This is a genomic window from Streptomyces sp. NBC_00872, from assembly GCF_045161915.1.
In the GTDB taxonomy this organism is placed as follows: domain Bacteria; phylum Actinomycetota; class Actinomycetes; order Streptomycetales; family Streptomycetaceae; genus Streptomyces.
In genome coordinates this window covers 2,936,974-2,957,116 of record NZ_CP108806.1, presented here as the reverse complement: position 1 = coordinate 2,957,116, position 20,143 = coordinate 2,936,974, and the positions used below count along the sequence as shown (strand labels likewise).

Below are 20,143 nucleotides of genomic sequence, written 5' to 3'. Positions count from 1 at the left end.
GCGGATACAGGTGACGTCCATGCGGCGCGGATCATCACAAGGAGCTGGGTGTGGCGAAGTTTGTCGTGGAATTCGAGTACAACGTCGACAGGGCGGGGCGTCAGCATCTGCACCCCGCGCATGCCGAGAATCTCTACAGCCTCGCCGACCGCGGCGTACTGCTGCTGGCGGGACCGCTGGTCGACGAGAATGCCGGGCTGCTTGTCTACGAGGTGGGCGACCGCGAGGAACTCCAGAAGATTCTTGACGACGAGCCCTATGTCAAGGGCGGAATCGTCGCCAGGACGCGCATTCAGCAATGGGCACCGGGCAAAGGCAGTTGGATCACGGCGCTGGACCGGTCCGAGCGGGACTCCGGGAGAGAAGGAACCCACTGAAAATGGTTTCGTTGAAGTATGAGTCGCTGCATGCCGGGATCGTCGATCCGGAGATGGATTCCATGCGGATCCTCAGTGAGACCGCGGGCAGGTTTCCCGATGCCCTGTCGTTCTCCTCGGGGGCTCCCTACGACGGAAATCACGATCTGGCCAATCTCTCCTTCTATATCGACCGCTACATCAAGCATCTCCGTGACCGGGGAATGCCGGAAGCGCGTATCACCCGGCTGCTCTTCCAGTACGGGGCGGTGAACGGCTTCATCCAGGACGAGGTCGCCCTGATGCTGAAGCGGGACGAGAACATCGACGTCCCGGCCGAGGCCATCATGATCACCCACGGCTTCCAGGAGGCGGCCCTGGTCGCCCTGCGCGGTCTGTTCGCCTCACCCGACGATGTGCTGCTCGCCGTCTCGCCGGCCTATGTGGGCATCCGGGGAGCCGCCCGGATGCTCGGCATCCCGGTGAAGGGCATCACCGAGGGCCCCGACGGGATGGACCCCGAGGACGTGGCCGCCGCGGCCCGCGCCGTACGGGCCGAGGGCAGGCGCGCCGTCGCCCTGTACGTCGTACCCGACTTCTCCAACCCGTCGGGAACGGTGCTTCCCCTCCGGGCCCGCGAACGGCTGCTCGAAGTGGCCGCCGAGGAGGACCTCATCATCCTGGAGGACAATCCGTACGGCCTGTTCGCGCGGGAGGGCGAGTCCAAGCCCACCCTCAAGTCCCTGGACACCGGACAACGGGTGGCCTATCTCGGCTCGTTCGCCAAGTCGGCCTTCCCGGGCGCGCGGCTGGGCTATCTGGTCGCCGATCAGCCCGTCACCGACGCCACCGGGTCGACCCGCACCCTGGCCCAGGTCCTCTCCAAGGCCAAGGCCATGTTCACCGTCGGATCGTCCACGCTCTCCCAGGCGGTCGTCGGCGGCATCCTCGTCGAGAACGACCACGACCTGCGCTCCGCCACCAGGGAACTCGCGGCCGTCTACATCGAGCGGCTCGACGCCACGCTGGCGGCGCTCGCCGGGCACTTCCCGCCCGAGCGGTCCGGGGAGCACGGCGTGCGCTGGAACACTCCGCGCGGCGGGTTCTTCCTGACCGTCACGGTCCCGTTCACCGCCGATCTGGCCGCCATGGAGCGCTCCGCCCGTGACTACGGGGTGAGCTGGGCCCCGATGAACATGTTCTACATCGACGGCGGCGGCGACCGGGAGATCCGGCTCGGCTTCAGCAATCTCACCCCGGAAGCCATCCGCGAGGGCATCGCGCGGCTCGCGCGCTTCATCAACGAGACCCCCCGCGACTGATCCACCGCCACCTGGCCGAAGACGCCACCCGGCCGAAGACGCCATCCGACCCCTTGCGTCAGAAGGACGAGTATGAGCAGCACCACTGACAAGCCGACCGCCGTAGTGATCGACGGCTACTCCGCCGGGAACTCCTATCCCGCGGCCTTCACCGCGGCGGGCGCGCGCGTGATCCATGTCCAGAGCACCGCCGAACTCATCCCCACGATGCTGGCGCCCAATCTGTCGGAGTACGCGGAGAACATCGTGTGCACCGACCCGGAGGCGCTGGTCGAACTGCTCCGCCCGTACGCCCCCGTCTGTGTCGTACCCGGCCAGGAGTCCGCCGTCCGGCTCGCCGACCGGATCAGCGACGCGCTGGGCGTGGCGAGCAACGGTACGGAACTCTCGCCGGCCCGCCGGGACAAGTACGAGATGATCGAGGCACTGCGCAGGGCCGGGGTGCGCTGCGCCGAGCAGTTCAAGAGCGGCGACCCCGCGGCGGTGGTCAAGTGGGCCGAGGAGCGGGGCGTGTATCCCGTCGTCGTCAAACCGCTCAGCTCGGCCGCGTCGGACGGCGTCTTCGTCTGTGAGAGCGCCGACGACGTCCGTGTCGCCGCCGAGCGGGTCCTGACCACGAAGGACATCTTCGGTCACCCGAACACCGAGGCGCTCGTCCAGTCGTATCTCAAGGGCACCGAGTATGTGGTCGACACCGTCAGCGCGGACGGCCACCACTACACCAACGCCGTCTGGCAGTACAAGAAGAACCTGCTCGCGTCCGGCCACAACATCTACGACATGGACATCCTCCACCCCGAGGACAGCGATCCGGTCCCGGCCCTGATCGCGTACGTCCGTGAGGTACTGGCGGCCCTCAAGGTGGCGTGGGGCCCCAGCCACGCCGAGGTCATGGTCACGGCCGAGGGCCCGGTGCTGGTGGAGATCGCCACGCGGCTCAACGGAAACCTCAACGCCGCCTTCCAGGACGAGTGCCTGGGCAACAACCAGCCCTCGCTGGCCGCGCAGGCCTACACCGACCCCGAGGCGTTCATCGAGCGGTACAGCGGCGGCGTCTACCGCAGGCTGAAGTCCGGGATCATCTACAACTCGCCCACGGAACTCGACGGTGTCGTGGCCTCCGTCGACCAGACGGCCGTCGACGCGATCAACGCGCTCCCGAGCGTCTATCTGACCGGGCTCAAGGTGGCACCCGGCGCCCGGATCCGTCCGACCACCGACCTCCTGTCGAGCTCGATGAAGATCTATCTGCTGTCGTCCAGCGAAGAGGAGATCCAGGCCGACTACGAGAAGATCCGCGCCCTGAAGGATTCGGTGTACCGGCTCGCCCAGTGATCGTCCGGACCCCTCGCGCCCCCTGGCCTCTCACCCGTCCCGGCCTCTCACCCGTCCCGGCCTCTCACCCGTCCCGGCCTCTCACCCGTCCCGGCCTCTCACCCGTCCCGGCCTCTCACCCGTCCCGGCCTCTCACCCGTCCCACTTTCCCTGGAGGAAAGCTGTGCACAGCCGAATAGGCGTCTTCCTTTCGCCCGTCCATGAAACGGGGCAGGACCCGCATCTCGCGATCCAGCGGAATCTGGATCTGGTCGAGCACGCGGACCGGCTCAACTTCGACGAGGCGTGGTTCGGCGAGCACCACACCCTGGGCTGGGGCCTGGTCGGCGCCCCGGAGACCCTGATCGCCGCCGCCTCCCAGCGCACCCGCCAGATCAGGCTCGCGCACGGAGTCGTACCGCTCTCCGGCCACCACCCCTTCCATGTGGCCAGCCGCGCCGTGCATCTCGACCATCTCACCTGCGGCCGTTACATCCTCGGTGTGGGACCGGGTGTGCCCTTCGACGCGACCATGTTCGGTCTCAACGGCGGTGTCCAGCGCAAGCGGCTCGACGAGGCGCTGCCGACCGTACTGGAACTGGTCAACGGGGAGTCCCGGGTCACCCAGAAGACGGACTGGTACGAACTGAACGACGCGAAGCTCCAGTTGCCCCGCTTCGGGCCGCGGCCGATCGAGGTGGCCATGGCGACCTCGGGCACCTCGGTGACCAGTCCGCGGCTCGCGGGCCGGTACGGCCTGAGCATGACCTCGTTCGCGCTGCCCTTCGCGCTGCTGACACCGGGCGCGCCGGAGCACATCGGTCTGGCGCAGCAGTGGAAGCACGCGGAGGAGGCGGCCGAGGAGCACGGCCAGGTCCTCGACCGGAACAACTGGCGGGTCGCGCTGCCGGTCCATGTGGGGGAGACGAGCAAGCAGGCGTTCGACGAGGTCCGCGAGGGCTACGACCGCTGGCTGTTCGAGTACTTCGCCAAGGCGGGCGGCCGGGATGTGCTCAGCCCCGGCACCCTCAGGGAGAAGGCGCTCGAAGCGCGGGTCGAGGCCGGCGGCGCGCTGGTCGGCTCGGTCGACGAGGTGGTCTCGGGCATCCGCCGTATGCAGGAGGCCACCGGCGGGTTCGGCACGCTGCTGGTGTACGTCGCGGACTGGACCTCCTCGGAACGGACCGACCGCAGCCTGGAACTGCTCGCCCGCTATGTCGCTCCGCGGGTCAACGGTGCGGTGGCCCGGCCGCAGGAAGCCGTGGACTGGGCGATCGCGAGCCGCGCCCGGTAGACGTGCCGACGGCCCGGTGTCCGTGCCGGGCCGTTCCCCGTATGTCCGCCAAGACCGTTCCGCCGGACCGAGTGGAAGAACCGAGTGGAAGAACAGATGCTGGATCAGCGTTCGTTTCGTACCGTTCTCGGACGATTCACCACGGGAGTCGTACTGGTCACCGCGCAGACGGATGACGGGCCCGTGGGCATGGCCGTCAACTCCTTCACCTCCGTGTCACTGGAGCCGCCGCTCATCGCCGTGTGCGCCGCGCACACATCGACCACCTGGCCGTCCATCCGGGCGGCCGGGAGTTTCGCCGTCAGCATCCTCGGTGACCGCCACGCGGATCTGTGCCGTCTCTTCAGCTCCCGGGGAGCCGACCGGTTCACCGGCCACGAGTGGGCCCTCACCCGGGCCGGACATCCCATCCCGGCCGACGGGCTCGGCTGGCTGGACTGCCGTATCTCCGTGATCCACCCGGCGGGCGACCACGAACTGGTCATCGCCTCGGCGAGGGAGGGGGAGGTGACGGAAGCGGTGGATCCACTGGTGTTCCACGCCGGCCGCTTCCGGGAGCTGGTGGTCTGAGGCGCCGCGGGCGGCCCCGGGCGTCTCCGTCCGGACCGGTCCGCCCGCCGACGTCCCGGACCCTTCCCCCGCACCACCCCGCAACCCCGTACCTTCCCCGCTTTCCCGAGCTCAATTCCCGTATGCACATCCACCCGCACTACAGGTGAGAGATCAACTGAGGGAGAAGTCGAAGTCGTGGGCAGATCGCACTGGCAAGAGCACTGGAATGCGCGTCGTGTTCCCTTCTTACGGGAGTGTGCGGAGGCCCGCGCGGCTCTGCTGGCCGACCTCAAGGACCCAGGGGCGGCGCAGGAGCGGGTCCTCGCGGACATCATCGGCGTCTGTGCCGGCTCCCTCCACTGGAAGGAGCGGGGGTACGACGTCCTCGCCGCCGACCCCGCGGCCTTCCGCTCGGTCCTGCCCGTGATGCGCTACGGCGACTTCGACGCGGAGATCGACCGGGAGACCCGCACCAAGGGCGGTGTGCTGTCGTGCAGTCCCGTGCTGCGCTGGCTCAAGACGAGCGGTACGACGGGTGTGCCCAAGCGGGTCCCGTACACCCTGCACTGGCTGCTGACCTACCGGATCGCCGCCATGCAGGCGATGTGGGGTACGTATGTCGAGCACCATCCCGAACTGCTCGCGCACCCCTACGCCACCCTCGACACCCAGACGGTCCACGAGAACGTGGACGACTATCTGTACGGGGTGCAGTACCAGGCGATCAGCAACCGGCACCCGCGGATCAACAGCCGGGACTGGAACCCGCCGTGGTCCGCGTCCCCGTGGTTCGGCACGGAGGCGCCCTCGTCGCACTCGGGCCGGATGTACCACCGCATCCGCCATCTCCTGGGCAGAGAGGTCCACTTCATCTCGGCGATCAATCCGAGCACCCTGATCTCGCTGCGCGATCTGATCGCGGAGCACGGCGCGGATCTCGTCCGTGATCTGCGCGCGGGCACCCTGGAGGGCGAGCCCTACGGCGAGCCGGACCACGAGGCGGCCCGGCAGCTCGAAGCGGTGCTGTCCCGGGGCCCGTTCACGCTCAAGGACATCTGGCCGTCGCTGAGCTTCTACAGCTGCTGGCTGTCCTCCTCCGCCGGTCTCTACCAGGCCAGACTGGACGCGGTCCTGCCGGGCGTCGCCAAGATGCCGTTCATGAGCTGCGGCACCGAGGGCGTGACCACCGTCCCCGTCGACGGCTCGCTCGACAGCCAGCCGCTCGCCGTCAACCAGGCGTTCTTCGAGTTCGTACCGGCCGAGGTGCCCCTCGGTGAACTCGTCGACGCGGGGGAGCGACCCGACACCCTGCTGTTCGACGAGGTGGAGGCCGGGCGCGACTACCACCTGATCATGACGCAGGGCAACGGCCTCTACCGCCTCTGGAGCGGGGACATCTACCGGGTCGACCGCATTGTGGACGGCACCCCCTGGATCCACTTCGTCGAACGCGACGGGGTCTTCCACTCCTTCACGGGCGAGAAGATCACCGAGTCCCAGGTCACCCAGGCCATCGAGCAGGCCCTCGCCACCGGCGGCCTCTCCAACGGCCTCTATCTGTGCGGGCCGCAGTGGGGTGAGCCGCCGCACTACGTGGTCGTCGGCGAGGTGCCCGAGCCGCGCGCCGAACTGGACCGCGCCCTCTCCGGCTCCGTCGACCGGGAGCTGAGGACGATCAATATCGAGTACGCGTCCAAGCGCGACAGCGGACGGCTCGGTCCGCTCAGGTTCTTCACCGTCCCGCCCGACCGGATCGCCGCGTACACCGAGTCACGTCGCCAGCGGGGCAACGCGACCCAGTACAAGTACAAGCCGTTCCAGAAGGACACCGACTTCGTCGCCGAGCTCGTCGGCCACTCGGGAGGGTGACGGGATGATCGAGACCAAGAGGCCGCCGCAGAACGTACGGCGCGAGATCATCACGCTGCCGTCCGGCGGAGCCGAACTGGCCCTCCATCTCTGGCGGCCCCGGAAGGAGATCAAGGGCGCGGTCTTCTACTTCCACGGACTCCAGAGCCATGCCGGCTGGCTGTGGGAGGTCGGGCCGCGGTTCGCCGACAACGACATCGCCTTCTACGTCCTCGACCGGCGCGGCAGCGGGATCAGCTCCGGCGAGCGCGACGAACTGCCCGACGCCGCCACGGTCCTCGCCGACTACGGCCACGCCATCGCCCATGTAAGGGAGTCGATCGGTGACGCCGTCCCGCTCTCCCTCTTCGGGCACTGCCTCGGCGGGTCGTTCCTGGCCGCTCTGCTGCACCACCCGGACTTCACCACCCGCTACGACGCCGCCATCTACTGCTCGACCTGGCTGGGCAGGCTCCACGCCACCCTCGGTGAGGAGGAGCGCGCGGCGCTCGCCGCCGACCGGAGCCGGGAGCTGTGGGACGCCGGCCTGAAGTCGTCCGACTTCACCGACGACGCCAAGTACCGGCAGTACATCGACCACGACGATCTCGCGGTACGGCGGCTCGTCCGCAGCTCACGCTCCACCCTGCTGGAGCTGGAACGGCTCTATATGAACCCCCGTCACCGGCCCCCGGAGGTCCCGGCGGCGTTCGTGTCGGGCCTGACCGATCCCATCGTCGATCTCGACGCTACCCACCGGGTGTTCCACGAGATGGTGTCCGGCCGGGGCATGATCATCAAGTTCCCCACCGACAAGCACTATCTCTTCTACACCGATGTCAGCGACAGCCTGATCGACTGGGCCTCGGCCTACACCCTGCTCCAGGGAGTGGACCGCGATGTCTGAGGCGGGGATGTCCGGGACAGGGATGTCCGAGGCACGGCTGTACCGGGTGGCCCTGCCCATGCGGATCGGCTTCGACCATCCGGCCGCCCGGCGCAGTACCAGCGACAGCCTCGTACTCCGTCTGGAGAGCGACGGCGCGAGCGGGATCGGGGAGTGCGCGCCCCGCGCCTATGTCACCGGCGAGACCAGCGACGGTGTCGTCGCGGCACTGCGCCGGATCCCGATGGAGAAGCTCTTCGAGCGGATACGCTCCCTGCCCCCGGCGGAGCTGCTCGGCCGGCTGCACGAGGACGGCTTCGCGGCGACGTTCGGCATCGACGGCGGCAACAACCTGATCTGTCTGCTGGAGACGGCCGTACTCGATCTGATCGGGCACCGGCTCGGCGTCGGCGCCGGGGAACTGCTTCCCGTTCCCGCCCGTCCCGCTCCCGTCCCGCCCGCGTCCCTGCCGGTCTCCCAGGTACTCGATCTGAGTATCGGCGCCGAGGAGTTCCTGGACTCCCGGGGACCGTTCCACTTCGTGAAGATCAAGGCGTCCGACGACATCGAGCGGGACGTCCGTACGGTGACCGCGATCCGGGACCGGCTCGGCGACGGCGTCCCCCTCATGGTCGACGCCAATATGAGCTGGACGGAGGGGAACGCGGCGGCGAACGCCCGCCGGCTGCGCGCCTGCGGGGTGGACCAGGTCGAGGAGCCGCTGCCCCGGCGGTCCTGGGACGGGCTGCGCGCGCTGCGCCGCGCCACCGGTATCGGCGTCATGCTGGACGAGTCGGTGTGCACGCTGGACGACGCCCGTACCGCGATCGCGGCGGAGGCGTGCGACGCGGTCAATGTCCGGGTCGCCAAGAACGGCGGTCTGCTGAACGCCGCCCGGATCGTCGACCACGCGCGCGCCGGCGGGACCGCGTTCCAGATCGGGGTGCAGGTCGCCGAGACCGGTCCGCTGATCAACGCAGGCCGGGCCCTGGCCTTCCGCAGCCCTGACGCCCTGACCGTCGAGGCGGGCCAGTCCGACCGCTTCTTCCCCGAGATGATCGTCTCGCCCCGCCCGGTCGTGGACCGCCGGACCAACACCGTCGCGCCGGCCGGGGGCCACGGTTTCGGGATGCGCCTCAACGGCGCCGCCGAGCCCTGGGCCGTTCTCGTCCACCGCGAGGGGCGCGACCCCGGCTGGTACCCGGCACCCGCCGCCCCGCGCACGCCCGCCCCGGGCCCACCTCTCACCACACGCTAGGGAGACACCACTGTGACGGTCCTCTTCGAATGCGTTCACCAGGGTGAACGGCACTTCGGCTGTGCGGTGCCCGTGGCCGGGGCCCCGCTCCACCTCTATCCGCTCGGCGACGAGGATCTGCGCGCCCGTCTGCTCGCGGCGGGCATCTCCGCGGACCTCGCGGTGGACGGCGACGGCGCCGCGGCGCTGGTGGCCGCGCTGACGGAGGGCAGGGAGCGCAGGACCGTGCCCGCCGCCGAGCGCGACACCGTGACCTTCCGTCCCCCGCTGCTGCCGGAGTCCCTGGGGGACGCGCTGGTCAGCGGCTTCATGCAGACCCACAATGTGAAGGCCGACGAGACGACGCAGTCCCAGCCGAACTGGTTCTTCAAGGGACTCGGGGAGACCCTGAAGGTCCCGGGCGAGCCCCTGGCCGTACCGCCGGACGCCGTCGCCGTCTGCGAGGAGGCGGAGGTCGTCCTCGTGTACGTCACCGACGAGCGGGGCGTCCCGCGCTATGTGGGCTACACCTTCGGCAACGACCTCACCGACATCGGCCGCTTCAAGCGGCACAACGGCCATCTCTCCTACGCCAAGCTCTGTGACTCGGGAGTGGCGCCCTGGCTCTTCCTCGACGCACCGCCCGAGTCGGTCACCGGCCGGGTGCGGGTCGAACGGGACGGAGCCCAGGCCTGGGAGGGCACCTTCACCACGGGGACGAAGGCCCTGTACTACGGTCTGCCGGACATGATGTCCGAACTGTTCTCGTACACCCCGCTGCGCCACCCGGGCCGGGTTCACTATGTCTACATCGGGGCCGACCGCAGCAGTTTCCACGCCGGTTTCCGGATGGCGGACCGGGACCGGGTGGAGATCGGGTTCGACACGCACGAGGTGACGCTGACGAACACGGTCACCTGGGTCTGACCGCCGTACGGGCGTTGCCCCGTGTCCTCGATCGCCGCACGGGCGCCGCGCCGTGTTCCCAAGTGTCCCCAAGCGTCCTGAGGTGTCCGTCCTCAAGCGGCCCCGGACCGGCCAAGGCCGTCCGGGGCCGGTCCGGGCCTGAGAGGCCCCCGCCGCCCCTCCGCCTGCGCGGCCCCTGCACACCTCGTTCCCGTTTCAGATGTCCGGTGTTCATGCACGCGTGCCCGCTGCTCTTCCGCGCTCCGTGATGGTCAGGTCGGCCGGTGATGGGAATCGGCCAATATCTGCCGAACGCCGGAGGGCGTCCGGGAGGGGGGCTGGGCCATGAATCACCCGCGCTTTCTGTTCGTACCGAGAACCGACACCGAGACGGGAACCGTCTCGGTGGTGTGGCGTCTGCTCGGCGCCAACAACCGCGGTCTCGGTCAGGGCTGGGAGAGCCAGCCCGGACTGGTCGCCTGCCGGGCCGCCGTGGCGGCCCTGCGCGAGGGCGTGACCAGGGCCCGGCCGGTCGTCACCGTCTCCGAGACGACCGGGCTCTGGATCTGGCGGCTCGATCTCGACGGACGTTCGGTCGCCCTCGCCGGCCGGTCGTACCAGCGCCAGCGCGAGTGCCACTACAGTCTCGCCAACTTCGTGAAGGCCGTGCCCGAGGCCCATCTCGCGCCGGGCCTGGTGTCTCTTTCGGCCAGGCGTATGCCGCACCCGCCCGGTGACCGGCCGCCGAGGCTCCTCGCGGACTTCCCGAAGCCGCGTGCCGCCGGCGCGGGTGCGCGATGACGTTCACGGCACCCGCACCCGCACCCGCGCCCGCATCCGGTACGACGGACGAGCCACGGGCGATCAAGCGCTCCGCCGGCCTGCCCGACCAGCTCTTCCGCGGGCTGGCCCGGGGCAGCGGCGGTGTGGTGCTCGTCATCATGCTGCTCGTCGGCACCTTCCTCGGCTATCGCGCCTGGGAGGCCCTGCGGGTGGCGAAGGGCTCGTTTCTCACCACCTCGGCCTGGGAGCCCGACTCCCATCACTTCGGCATCGCCGCCGTCCTCACCGGCACCGTGCTGATCGGGCTCGTCGCCATCGTCATCGCGCTGCCGCTCGCCATGGGCACGGCGCTGTACATCTCCGAGTACGCGCCCCGGCGCGTACGGCGGACCATGGTCAGCCTCATCGACCTGATGGCCGCGGTGCCCAGCGTGGTCTACGGGCTCTGGGGCGCGTTCTTCCTCCAGTCCCACATCGTCGGTCTGTCGCGGTGGATCGCCACCTACTTCTCCTGGATCCCGTTCTTCAAGGTCAACGGCGCCGACCCGGGCGACCCGCTGGCGACCACGACCGTCTACACCTCCTCGACGTTCATCGCCGGGATCGTGGTGGCGCTCATGGTCACGCCGATCGCCTGCTCGGTGATGCGCGAGACGTTCTTCCAGGCGCCCGTCGGCGAGCGCGAGGGCGCGTACGCGCTCGGCGCGACCCGGTGGGGAGTGATCAGGACGGTCGTCCTGCCCTTCGGCCGCGGCGGTGTCATCGGCGGCACGATGCTCGGTCTCGGCCGGGCGCTGGGCGAGACGATCGCCGTCTACATGATCATCTCCCCCGCCTTCGTGATCCAGCCGCGGATCCTGGAGAACGGCACCAACTCCGTCTCCTCGCTGATCGCCCTGCGGTACGGCTCCGCCAGCGACTTCGGTATGTCGGCGCTGATGGCGGCCGGGCTCGCCCTCTTCCTCATGACGCTCGTCGTCAACTTCGCCGCCTCCTCCATCGTGGCCCGCAGCCGCTCCGGGGCCGGGACCGAGGCCTGATATGAACCGGACCACCACCCCCGTGCTGCCCTCCGACACCATCACCGGCTCCGCCGCCGGCCCCCTCCCTTCCACCGTCCGTCCGGGCCCGCCCGACGGGACCGGCGGGCCCGAGGTCCGCCGCTCCACCTCCACCGTGCGCGCGGGCGACGTCCGCGCGCTGCTCGGCGCCCTGGCCGGTGCGTTCGGACTGACCGTCGTGCTGTTCACCCGGATCGCCCCGTTCGACGGGCCGCTCGGCTTCGTCGTCGTCGCCTATCTGTTCTTCGTCGGTCTGTACGCCGTGCTGGTGTCCTTCGCCGAGAACGGCATGGCGGTACGGGACCGGGCCGCCGCGGTCGTCATCCACAGCCTGGCCGTGCTGGTCGTCGGCGCGCTCGTCTTCGTCGTCGCCTACACGCTGTGGCGCGGCCGGGCCGCGCTGCCGCATCTCAACTTCTTCACCGACGACATGTCGCGCACCGGGCCCGTCCAGCCGCTCACCAGCGGCGGCATGCTGCACGCCATCGCCGGCACGGTCGAGCACATGGCCATCTCGCTGGCCATCACCGTGCCGCTCGGACTGGCCTGCGCGATCTTCCTCAGCGAAGTCCCCGGCGCCTACGCCCGGTTCGTACGGACCATCGTGGAGGCGATGACCGCGCTGCCGTCGATCGTCTCCGGTCTGTTCATCTACGCCACCGTCATCCTCATCCTCGGACTGGAGAAGTCCGGACTCGCCGCGGCGCTCGCCCTCGGAGTGATGATGCTGCCGATCATCATCCGCGCCTCGGACGTGGTGATCAGGCTGGTACCGGGCTCGCTGCGCGAGGCGTCCCTCGCACTCGGCGCCAGCCAGTGGCGGACCGTGTGGACCGTGGTGCTGCCCACCGCGCGCTCCGGGCTGACCACCGCCGTCATCCTCGGCACGGCGCGCGGTATCGGCGAGACCTCTCCGGTGCTGCTCACCGCCGGATACACCAGCGACATGAACCTCAACCCGCTGCACGGCCCGCAGGTGTCGCTGCCGCTGGCCACCTTCGAACTCGTACGGTCCCCGCAGCCGAGCTTCATCGCCCGCGGCTTCGGTTCCGCGGCGCTGCTGATGGGGCTGGTGCTGCTGCTCTTCGTCATCGCCAGGATCATCGGCGGACGCGGTCCCGGAGAGCTGACCAGGCGTCAGACCCACCGCAGGGTCCTCGCCTCCCGCCGTGACGCCGAGCGGATGGGCGTCCGGGGGAAGGCCGGGCCGGGCGGCGGGACCTATACGGAACGGCCCGACGGGAGTACGTACACGGACCGGCCACCCGGGCCACCCGGGCCGATGGAGCAACTGAGCAACTGAGCCCCCGGCCCGCACCCCGGGCCCCGGTGAGGCCGCCCCCGCCCCACCGACCGCCGGGCCGGCCACCCCGTACACACCCCGTACCCACCCCGTACACGCGAGCCGCCGGGCCGCCGAGCCACCGAGAACCGCCCCGCCCCACCGACAGGAGTCGTCTCCCGATGTCCGGAACCCTTCCGGCGCCGCTGCCAGGCCCACGCGTACGCGCCGCCCTGGCGGCCCTCGCCCTTGTGACGCTGGTGCTGCTGGCACTCGTCCAGCCCGTACCCGCCGCCGCCGCGACCTATGTCCCGATCTCCGGCGCGGGCTCCACCTGGAGCCAGAACGCGCTGGACCAGTGGCGGGCGAACGTCAAGCAGTACGGCATGACGGTCAACTACAACGGCACCGGCTCCTCCGACGGCCGCAACCAGTTCCGCAACGGCACCGTGGACTACGGCGTCTCCGAGATCCCCTACGGCATCACGGACTCGGGTGTGGTCGACGCGCCGCCTCCGCGCAAGTACGCGTACATGCCCATCGTGGCCGGTGGTACGTCGTTCATGTACAACCTGAAGATCGGCAACCAGCGGGTGACCAATCTGCGGCTGTCGGGCGAGGTCCTCGCCAAGATCTTCACCGGTGGCATCAAGCTGTGGAACGACGCGGCGATCAAGGCCGACAACCCGGCCCTGGCCGCCTCGCTCCCGGCCCGCAGGATCGTCCCGGTGGTCCGCTCCGACGGCTCGGGTACGACGGCCCAGCTCACCACCTGGATGAGCAAGCAGTACCCGGCCATCTGGAACGGCTACTGCGCCAAGGCCGGGCGGAGCACCCCCTGCGGCGCCACCTCCAACTACCCGCTGGTGCCCGGCGGCGGCTTCGTCGCCCAGTCCGGCTCCAACGGTGTCTCCGGCTATGTCGCCCAGGCGGGCAACATCGGCACGATCACCTATGTCGAGTACTCGTACGCCGTCTCGACCACCCTCTTCCCGGTGGTGAAGGTGCTCAACGCGGCCGGCTACTACACCGAGCCGACCGCCAAGAACGTCGCGGTGGCCCTGCTCAACGCGCGGATCGAGAACAACAGTTCGTCCCCGAAGTATCTGACCCAGATCCTCGACGGCGTCTACAACGGCAAGGACCGGCGCAACTACCCGCTGTCCAGCTACAGCTACATGATCGTGCCGACGAAGGTGGAGTCCAAGTTCAGCGAGCAGAAGGGCAAGACGCTCGGGGCGTTCGCGTACTACTTCCTCTGCCAGGGACAGCAGCACGTCGACAACCTCGGCTACTCCCCGCTGCCGGTGAACCTCGTCCAGGCCGGGCTCGAACAGGTACGCAAGATCCCCGGGGTCAACGTCGAGAACATCAACATCAAGAACTGCCACAACCCGACCTTCTCCGCCGACGGCTCCAACACCCTCGCCAAGAGCGCGCCCTTCCCGCAGGCCTGTGACAAGAAGGGCGCCACCCAGTGCGCCACCGGCACCGGCGGCGACAAGCGGCCCACCGTCACCCAGGGCGGCGGCGGTGCGGGCTCGGGCGGCACCTCGGGCGGCAGCGGCGGCGGCACCTCCGGCGCCTCCGGCGGCGGTACGGCGGCCACGGGCGGTACGGGAACCTCCGGCACCTCGGGCGCGGGCGGGTCCGGCGGCGGCGCCACCCCGGGCGCGGACACCGCGGGCGGCGCGGGAGCGGCCGTCGACCCGGACACCGGCCAGCCGATCGCGGCGGGCGCCCAGGCGGGCGGCGCCGGTGACGCGGCGGGCGCCGGCACGGGCGGCGACGCGTTCGCCGTGCCCGTCTCCACCTCGGGAACGATCAGCAGCGGAGTACGGCTCGCGCTGATGGTGCTGGCGGCCCTGCTGCTGGTGGCGGTCACGGTCGGTCCACCGCTGCTGTCCCGCTTTCTGACGGCGAGGAAGCAGACGTCATGAGGATCCCCGGTACCGGCCCCCGCGCACCCCGTGCCAAGGCCGTTCGCGTACTCACCGTCGCCGTCCTCGCGCTCTGCTGCGCCCTCAGCGCCGGCGCCTTCGTCGGCGCGGGCGCCGACCTGGCCGGGGCGGCCGACAATCCCGCCTCGGGCGCCTCACCGGTGTCCGTCACGGGCAAGGGCGACTTCGCGCAGCTCAAGGTCACCGTCGAGCAGACCAGGCATCTGGTCAACCAGGTCGTGAAGGTCTCCTGGACAGGCGCGGCACCGACCGTCTCCGAGACCGCCTACGCCGCCGACTACCTCCAGATGATGCAGTGCTGGGGCGACGACAGTACCGGACCCGACCCGGAGCAGTGCCAGTTCGGCGGCTCCTCGGCGCTCGGCCCCGGATCCGGCAACCAGTCCGCGGGCGCGTACACCAATACGCGGCAGCTCAGCTACGGCTCTCTCTCCGACGAGAACCAGACCATGCCGCCCCCGTCGCCCACCGGTATCTCCTATGTCGCGTTCCACTCGGTGGACGGCCAGATCACCCCGACCGGCAACTCCAACGACTTCTTCGACTCCAACACCAGCAACGAGGTCCCGTACGCCCGTACCAACCCCGACGGCACCGGCGAGGTGTACTTCGAGGCCCAGACGTCCCTGGAGGCACCCGGTCTCGGCTGCGGCGAGGCCGCGTCCGGGGACACCCCCCAGGCCGAGGGCCGGCAGTGCTGGCTGGTGGTCGTACCGCGCGGTGAGACCGAGGTCGACGGCGCCCGGTACACCGCCCAGTCCGGCGGACTCCTCCAGTCCTCGCCGCTCTCCGCGACCAACTGGGCCCAGCGGCTGGTCGTCCCGCTGCACTTCGAGCCGATCGGCAACTTCTGCCCGCTCGGCGCCGACGAACGTCCCACCCTCGGCAACGAGATGATCGCCGAGGCGGTCGGCCGCTGGCAGCCCGCCCTGTGCCAGTCCGGCTCCAAGGCGATCTTCGGCTATGCCCAGGTGACCGACGAGACCGCGCGGCGCAAGCTCGGCTCGGGCACCCCGGGCATGGTCTTCCTGAACGAACCGGGCACCGCCGAGCAGATACCGCCGGACCAGGTCCCGGTGTACGCGCCGGTGGCGCTGTCCGGACTGACCATCGGCTTTCTCGTGGAGAGCCAGTCGTCCTTCTCCGCCCCGGACGAGGTCAAGGCGCGCAACGGCCGCAGACTCACCTCGCTCAGGCTCAACCAGCGGCTGGTGGCCAAGCTGCTGACCGAGTCGTACCAGGACGGCAACTCCCGCTTCGCGCCGAGCACCGGGAAGAACCCGTTCAACCTCGGGCGCGACCCGGAGTTCACCCGGCTCAACCCGGAGTACGCGCATCTCGACTTCGGCGGCAAGCTCGGCGACGTCATCGTGCCCGAGGCGCTCTCGGACTCCGCGCGGCTGCTGTGGGACTGGGTGGACCAGGACCCGGCGGCGCGCGAGTTCCTCGACGGCACGGCCGACAACACGGGCAAGTACGGTGACGCGGCCAACTCCGGGATGACGGTCAATCCGCACTACCGGAAGCTCGATCTGCCGCTGGACCACTATCCCAAGAGCGATCCGTTCTGCCAGCAGTTCGAGGACCACCCGGACACCCCGCTCTGCGTCCAGGACAAGCATCCGTACACCCTGGACATGCACGGCGCCGCCCGCGCCGCGGGCCGCGGCGACTCGCTGGCCCGCACCACCTGGGACATGACCACCACCCCGCCCGCGTACAAGAAGGACCCGCCGCAGCCGGCCGGGCAGCGTGCCATCCTCGCCCTGGCCGACAGCTCGACGGCCCTGCGCTACGGACTGATCCCGGCCCAGCTCCGCAACGGCGCCGGGCAGTATGTCGGGCCGACCACCGCGGGCCTGCTGGCGGGCCAGGCGGCGATGCGGCCGGGAGCGGTCAAGTCGGTCGCCGAGGCCGCGCCCGCCACCAAGGCCAAGGGCGCCTATCCGCTCACCTCGCTCACCTACGCGGCGACCGTGCCGTCCCGGCTGACCGCCGCCGAGGGCAAGGACTACGCCGAGTTCCTCACCTACGCGGCGGACGGCGGCCAGCGGCCCGGTGTCGCGGCGGGCCAGCTGCCCGAGGGATACGCGCCGCTGCCGAAGGCGCTGCGCGCCCAGACCGTCCAGGCCGCCGCCACCATCGCGGCCCAGGCCGGGAAGACCCCGTCGGAGGAGGGCCCGGACTCCACGGGCACCGGGTCGGACCCGGACGGCGGCGGGGGAGCGGCGGGCGGCGGAGACGCCGCTTCCGGTACGGGCGGTGCGCCGGGCGGCGCTCCCGCGGGTGACGGCGCGGGGAGCGCCGAGCCCTCCGGCTCCCCGAAGCCCGCCCCGTCCGGCGGCGTCTCCACGGCGTCGCCGAAACCGGTGGCGGCCGAGGCGAGTTCCTCGCCGACGCCGCCCTGGGCGCTGGGAGCCGTGCGCTATGTCGTGCTGATCGTCCTCATCACCGGGATCGCGGCGGCCATCGGCGGCCCGCTCCTGCCGAGGCTGGCACCGGTCGTCGCGGCCGGATGGCGGTCGCTGCGGCGGGAGGACGACACCACCTGAGACGACCGGCCGGGGGCGGCAGCCACCACCCCCGGCCGGTGGCCGGATGTTCCGGAACGGCCGGAACGCGGCCACCCGCGAGTGATCGCGGTTTCAACACCAGGCGCAAGCCTATCTGAGGGGTACACGAAGGTGAACAAGAAGAAGATCCTGACGGCCGCTGCCGGAGCCCTGCTGCTCGCGGCCACCGTCGGCACCGTCGCTTCCGCCGAGCCCAGCGGTACGCCCACCTACCGGCAGCTCTCCGGCGTGGGTTCCGACACCACGCAGGACGTGATGAACGGCCTCTCCCAGGTCGTCACCGTCAACGGCACCAAGGTGCTCGGTTCGTACAACGCCGTGGGTGGCGCGAACATCACCACGAAGGACCCGGCGGTCAACAACAAGTGCACCATGGCCCGTCCGAACGGTTCCGGCGCGGGCCGCACCGCGCTGCTGAACTCGCTCCAGGTCAACGACGGCTGCCTCGACTTCGCGCGTTCGTCCAGCCTGAGCCTGGGCGCGTCCAGCCCGGGTCTCACCTACGTCCCGTTCGCGGTCGACGGTGTCTCGTACGCCATCACGCCCTCCAGCGTGCTGCCGCGCAAGCTCACCCTGGCCGACCTGAAGGCGATCTACCACTGTGACCCCGCCTTCGTGGGCACCGGCCCGAACTACAGCCTGAACGTCCTGCTGCCGCAGGCCGGCTCCGGCACCCGCAGCTTCTGGGAGGCCCAGGTCGGCATCGTCGACGCGGATGTCGTCGCCGGTGTGTACCCCTGCATCAAGGACAAGAAGAACAACACCCCGATCCAGGAGCACGACGGCCGCGTGCTGGACGACAAGTCCATCGTGCCGTTCTCCATCGCGCAGTACATCGCGCAGGCCTCGCAGACCGTGGCCGACGTGCGTGGCCGCGCGCTGCTCGGCTCCATCGACGGCAAGAGCGCCACGACGCTCAACAGCGACTTCTCCGTCAAGCGCGATGTCTACAACGTGATCCCCACCAGCAAGATCGGCACCGCTCCCTGGAGCACGGTCTTCGTCGGCAAGGACTCCCTGATCTGCAAGCAGCCCGGTGTGATCAACACCTACGGGTTCGCGACCAGCCCGGACTGTGGCGACACCTCCAAGCAGACCAACTGACCCCGACGCGGTTTTCCTGATTCCGGAGAAGGAGCTTTCCACCGTGTTTTCCCAGAGATCCGTGTCGCCGCGCAGAACCGTGCGGACGCTCGCCGCGACGGCCGTGGGCGCCGTCGCGCTGTGCGCGGCCGGGCTGGTCATGGCGCCGTCCGCGCAGGCCGCCGAGATCGGCACCATCGACATCAACCCGAAGACCGGTAGCGACGAGTCGGGCATCGACTTCGCCACCTCCGGTGCCTGCCCCGACACCGCCTCGTACGTCATCGTGTCGGTCAAGGGCTCGGGCTTCCCGGCCGAGGGCCAGAACGTGGTCGGCAACGCGCCGATCGAGACGTACAACACCACGGCCGCCGGCGGCATGCTCATCCCGCTGTCCTCGACGATGCGCGACTACGCCAACATCGCCGGTTTCAGCACGCTCCAGGGCGAGTACGCGTTCACCGTCACCTGCCGCACCGCGTTCAACGGGACCAGCCTGGGTGACTTCAACGGGTCGATCTGGTTCACCTCGAACACGGCGTACCAGGCCAACGACCCGGACGTGAAGCTCGACACCACCACCGCTCTCGCGGTCTCGCCGTCCGGCACCACCGAGCAGGGCGACGAGGTCACGCTGACCGCCACCGTCGCCCCGGCGGGCGCGGCCGGTACGGTCCAGTTCCGCGACGGCTCCACCGCGCTGGGCAGCCCGGTGGCCGTCACCGGCGGTGCCGCCACGCTGACCACGGCCAACCTGGCGGCGGGCAGCCACTCGCTCACCGCCGAGTTCACGCCCTCCAGCGGCTCGTACAACGCCTCCGCCTCCACGGCCGTCACCCACCAGGTGAACGCCGCGGCGGCCAAGGCCACCACGACCGCGCTGGCCGTGTCCCCGGCGGACACCGCCGAGCAGTTCAGCCCGGTCTCGCTGACCGCGACCGTCACGCCCGCGGGCGCGGCGGGTTCGGTGAAGTTCACCGACACCGTGGGCGGTACGGCCACCACGCTCGGCACCGTCCCGGTGACGGGCGGCCAGGCCGCGCTCACCACGAGCAGCCTGGCTCCCGGCGACCACTCGTTCACGGCGACCTTCGTGCCGCAGAACAGCGCCGCGTACCTCGCCTCCGACTCGGGCAACGTCCCGTTCAAGGTCGGTGCCTTCGCGGGTGTCTCCACCTCCGAGGACATCACCACCACCGTCGAGTCCGGCGCGCTGGTCATCAGCGTCGAGGACCCGCATGTCACCCTGCCCTCGCCGCAGCTCGACGCCGACGGCGAACTGCTGACCACGGCGGGCGCGCTCAACCCGGTCACCCTGACCGACACCCGCGCCGGTAACCCGGGGTGGACCGTCAGCGGCCAGGTGAGCGACTTCTCCGACGGTGCCACGCACACCATCAACGGCCAGAACCTCGGCTGGAAGCCCAGTGTCATCGACCATGTCTCCGGCCAGACCGTCACGGCCGGCGCGCAGGTCGGTGCCGCCGAGGGCGCCGAGTCCGCCGACAACGGCACGGCCGGACTGAAGTCCTCGCACACCCTCGCCAACGGCAAGGGCCTCGGCACCTCGCACCTCGGTGCCGATCTGAACCTCAATGTCCCGACCTCCACGGTGGCCGGCACCTACACCGCCACGCTCACCCTGACCGCCATCTGACCGCGGTCGGACCACTGTCCGACCGCTG

General features: G+C 70.1%; 16 protein-coding genes. All 16 read left to right on the top strand.

What is annotated here, in order from left to right; genetic code table 11:
- Nucleotides 1-50: 50 nt before the first annotated feature.
- The 16 genes from OG214_RS12535 (at nucleotide 51) to OG214_RS12460 (ending at nucleotide 20,115) form a co-directional block, all read left to right on the top strand.
- On the top strand, nucleotides 51-377 hold the full coding sequence (locus tag OG214_RS12535; protein ID WP_363081171.1) for a YciI family protein: 327 nt from the start codon (nucleotides 51-53) through the stop codon (nucleotides 375-377).
- Between the two features lie 2 nt (nucleotides 378-379).
- Nucleotides 380-1,678 (top strand): PLP-dependent aminotransferase family protein, encoded by a 1,299-nt coding sequence (locus OG214_RS12530; RefSeq protein ID WP_363081170.1) that lies wholly within the window; start codon nucleotides 380-382, stop codon nucleotides 1,676-1,678.
- Nucleotides 1,679-1,750: 72 nt separating this feature from the next.
- Nucleotides 1,751-3,013, top strand: a complete 1,263-nt coding sequence (locus OG214_RS12525) for an ATP-grasp domain-containing protein (protein ID WP_363081169.1) — start codon at nucleotides 1,751-1,753, stop codon at nucleotides 3,011-3,013.
- A 163-nt stretch (nucleotides 3,014-3,176) separates the two neighbouring features.
- The gene (locus OG214_RS12520; protein WP_405984767.1) at nucleotides 3,177-4,286 is read left to right on the top strand and encodes an LLM class flavin-dependent oxidoreductase; all 1,110 of its coding nucleotides are present in this window, start codon (nucleotides 3,177-3,179) and stop codon (nucleotides 4,284-4,286) included.
- A 96-nt stretch (nucleotides 4,287-4,382) separates the two neighbouring features.
- Entirely contained in the window at nucleotides 4,383-4,856 is a 474-nt protein-coding gene (locus tag OG214_RS12515) for a flavin reductase family protein (RefSeq protein ID WP_363081167.1), read from the top strand.
- A gap of 177 nt (nucleotides 4,857-5,033) precedes the next feature.
- Nucleotides 5,034-6,707, top strand: a complete 1,674-nt coding sequence (locus OG214_RS12510) for a GH3 auxin-responsive promoter family protein (protein ID WP_363081166.1) — start codon at nucleotides 5,034-5,036, stop codon at nucleotides 6,705-6,707.
- Nucleotides 6,708-6,711: 4 nt separating this feature from the next.
- The gene (locus OG214_RS12505; RefSeq protein ID WP_405984766.1) at nucleotides 6,712-7,593 is read left to right on the top strand and encodes an alpha/beta hydrolase; all 882 of its coding nucleotides are present in this window, start codon (nucleotides 6,712-6,714) and stop codon (nucleotides 7,591-7,593) included.
- Complete coding sequence (locus OG214_RS12500; RefSeq protein ID WP_405984765.1) at nucleotides 7,586-8,830, top strand: enolase C-terminal domain-like protein; 1,245 nt, start codon at nucleotides 7,586-7,588, stop codon at nucleotides 8,828-8,830. Before OG214_RS12505 ends, OG214_RS12500 begins: the two co-directional genes overlap by 8 nt.
- 12 nt (nucleotides 8,831-8,842) lie before the next feature.
- The gene (locus OG214_RS12495) at nucleotides 8,843-9,736 is read left to right on the top strand and encodes an FAH family protein (protein WP_405984764.1); all 894 of its coding nucleotides are present in this window, start codon (nucleotides 8,843-8,845) and stop codon (nucleotides 9,734-9,736) included.
- Nucleotides 9,737-10,060: 324 nt separating this feature from the next.
- A complete protein-coding gene (locus tag OG214_RS12490) occupies nucleotides 10,061-10,516 on the top strand; it encodes a hypothetical protein (protein ID WP_382858010.1) in 456 nt (151 codons plus the stop codon).
- Nucleotides 10,513-11,538, top strand: a complete 1,026-nt coding sequence (gene pstC / locus OG214_RS12485; protein WP_363081161.1) for a phosphate ABC transporter permease subunit PstC — start codon at nucleotides 10,513-10,515, stop codon at nucleotides 11,536-11,538. Before OG214_RS12490 ends, pstC begins: the two co-directional genes overlap by 4 nt.
- A 1-nt stretch (nucleotide 11,539) precedes the next feature.
- Nucleotides 11,540-12,862, top strand: coding sequence for a phosphate ABC transporter permease PstA (gene pstA / locus OG214_RS12480; RefSeq protein ID WP_405984763.1), 1,323 nt, complete (start codon nucleotides 11,540-11,542; stop codon nucleotides 12,860-12,862).
- A gap of 161 nt (nucleotides 12,863-13,023) precedes the next feature.
- The gene (locus OG214_RS12475; RefSeq protein ID WP_363081159.1) at nucleotides 13,024-14,781 is read left to right on the top strand and encodes a phosphate ABC transporter substrate-binding protein PstS; all 1,758 of its coding nucleotides are present in this window, start codon (nucleotides 13,024-13,026) and stop codon (nucleotides 14,779-14,781) included.
- Entirely contained in the window at nucleotides 14,778-17,354 is a 2,577-nt protein-coding gene (locus tag OG214_RS12470) for a hypothetical protein (RefSeq protein WP_405984762.1), read from the top strand. The genes OG214_RS12475 and OG214_RS12470 overlap by 4 nt, the downstream gene beginning before the upstream one ends.
- Before the next feature lie 132 nt (nucleotides 17,355-17,486).
- On the top strand, nucleotides 17,487-18,479 hold the full coding sequence (locus tag OG214_RS12465; protein ID WP_363081157.1) for a hypothetical protein: 993 nt from the start codon (nucleotides 17,487-17,489) through the stop codon (nucleotides 18,477-18,479).
- 43 nt (nucleotides 18,480-18,522) lie between these two features.
- Nucleotides 18,523-20,115 carry an Ig-like domain repeat protein gene (locus OG214_RS12460; protein ID WP_405984761.1) on the top strand — a complete coding sequence of 531 codons (1,593 nt, stop codon included), beginning with the start codon at nucleotides 18,523-18,525 and terminating at the stop codon, nucleotides 20,113-20,115.
- The last annotated feature ends 28 nt before the right edge of the window (nucleotides 20,116-20,143 follow it).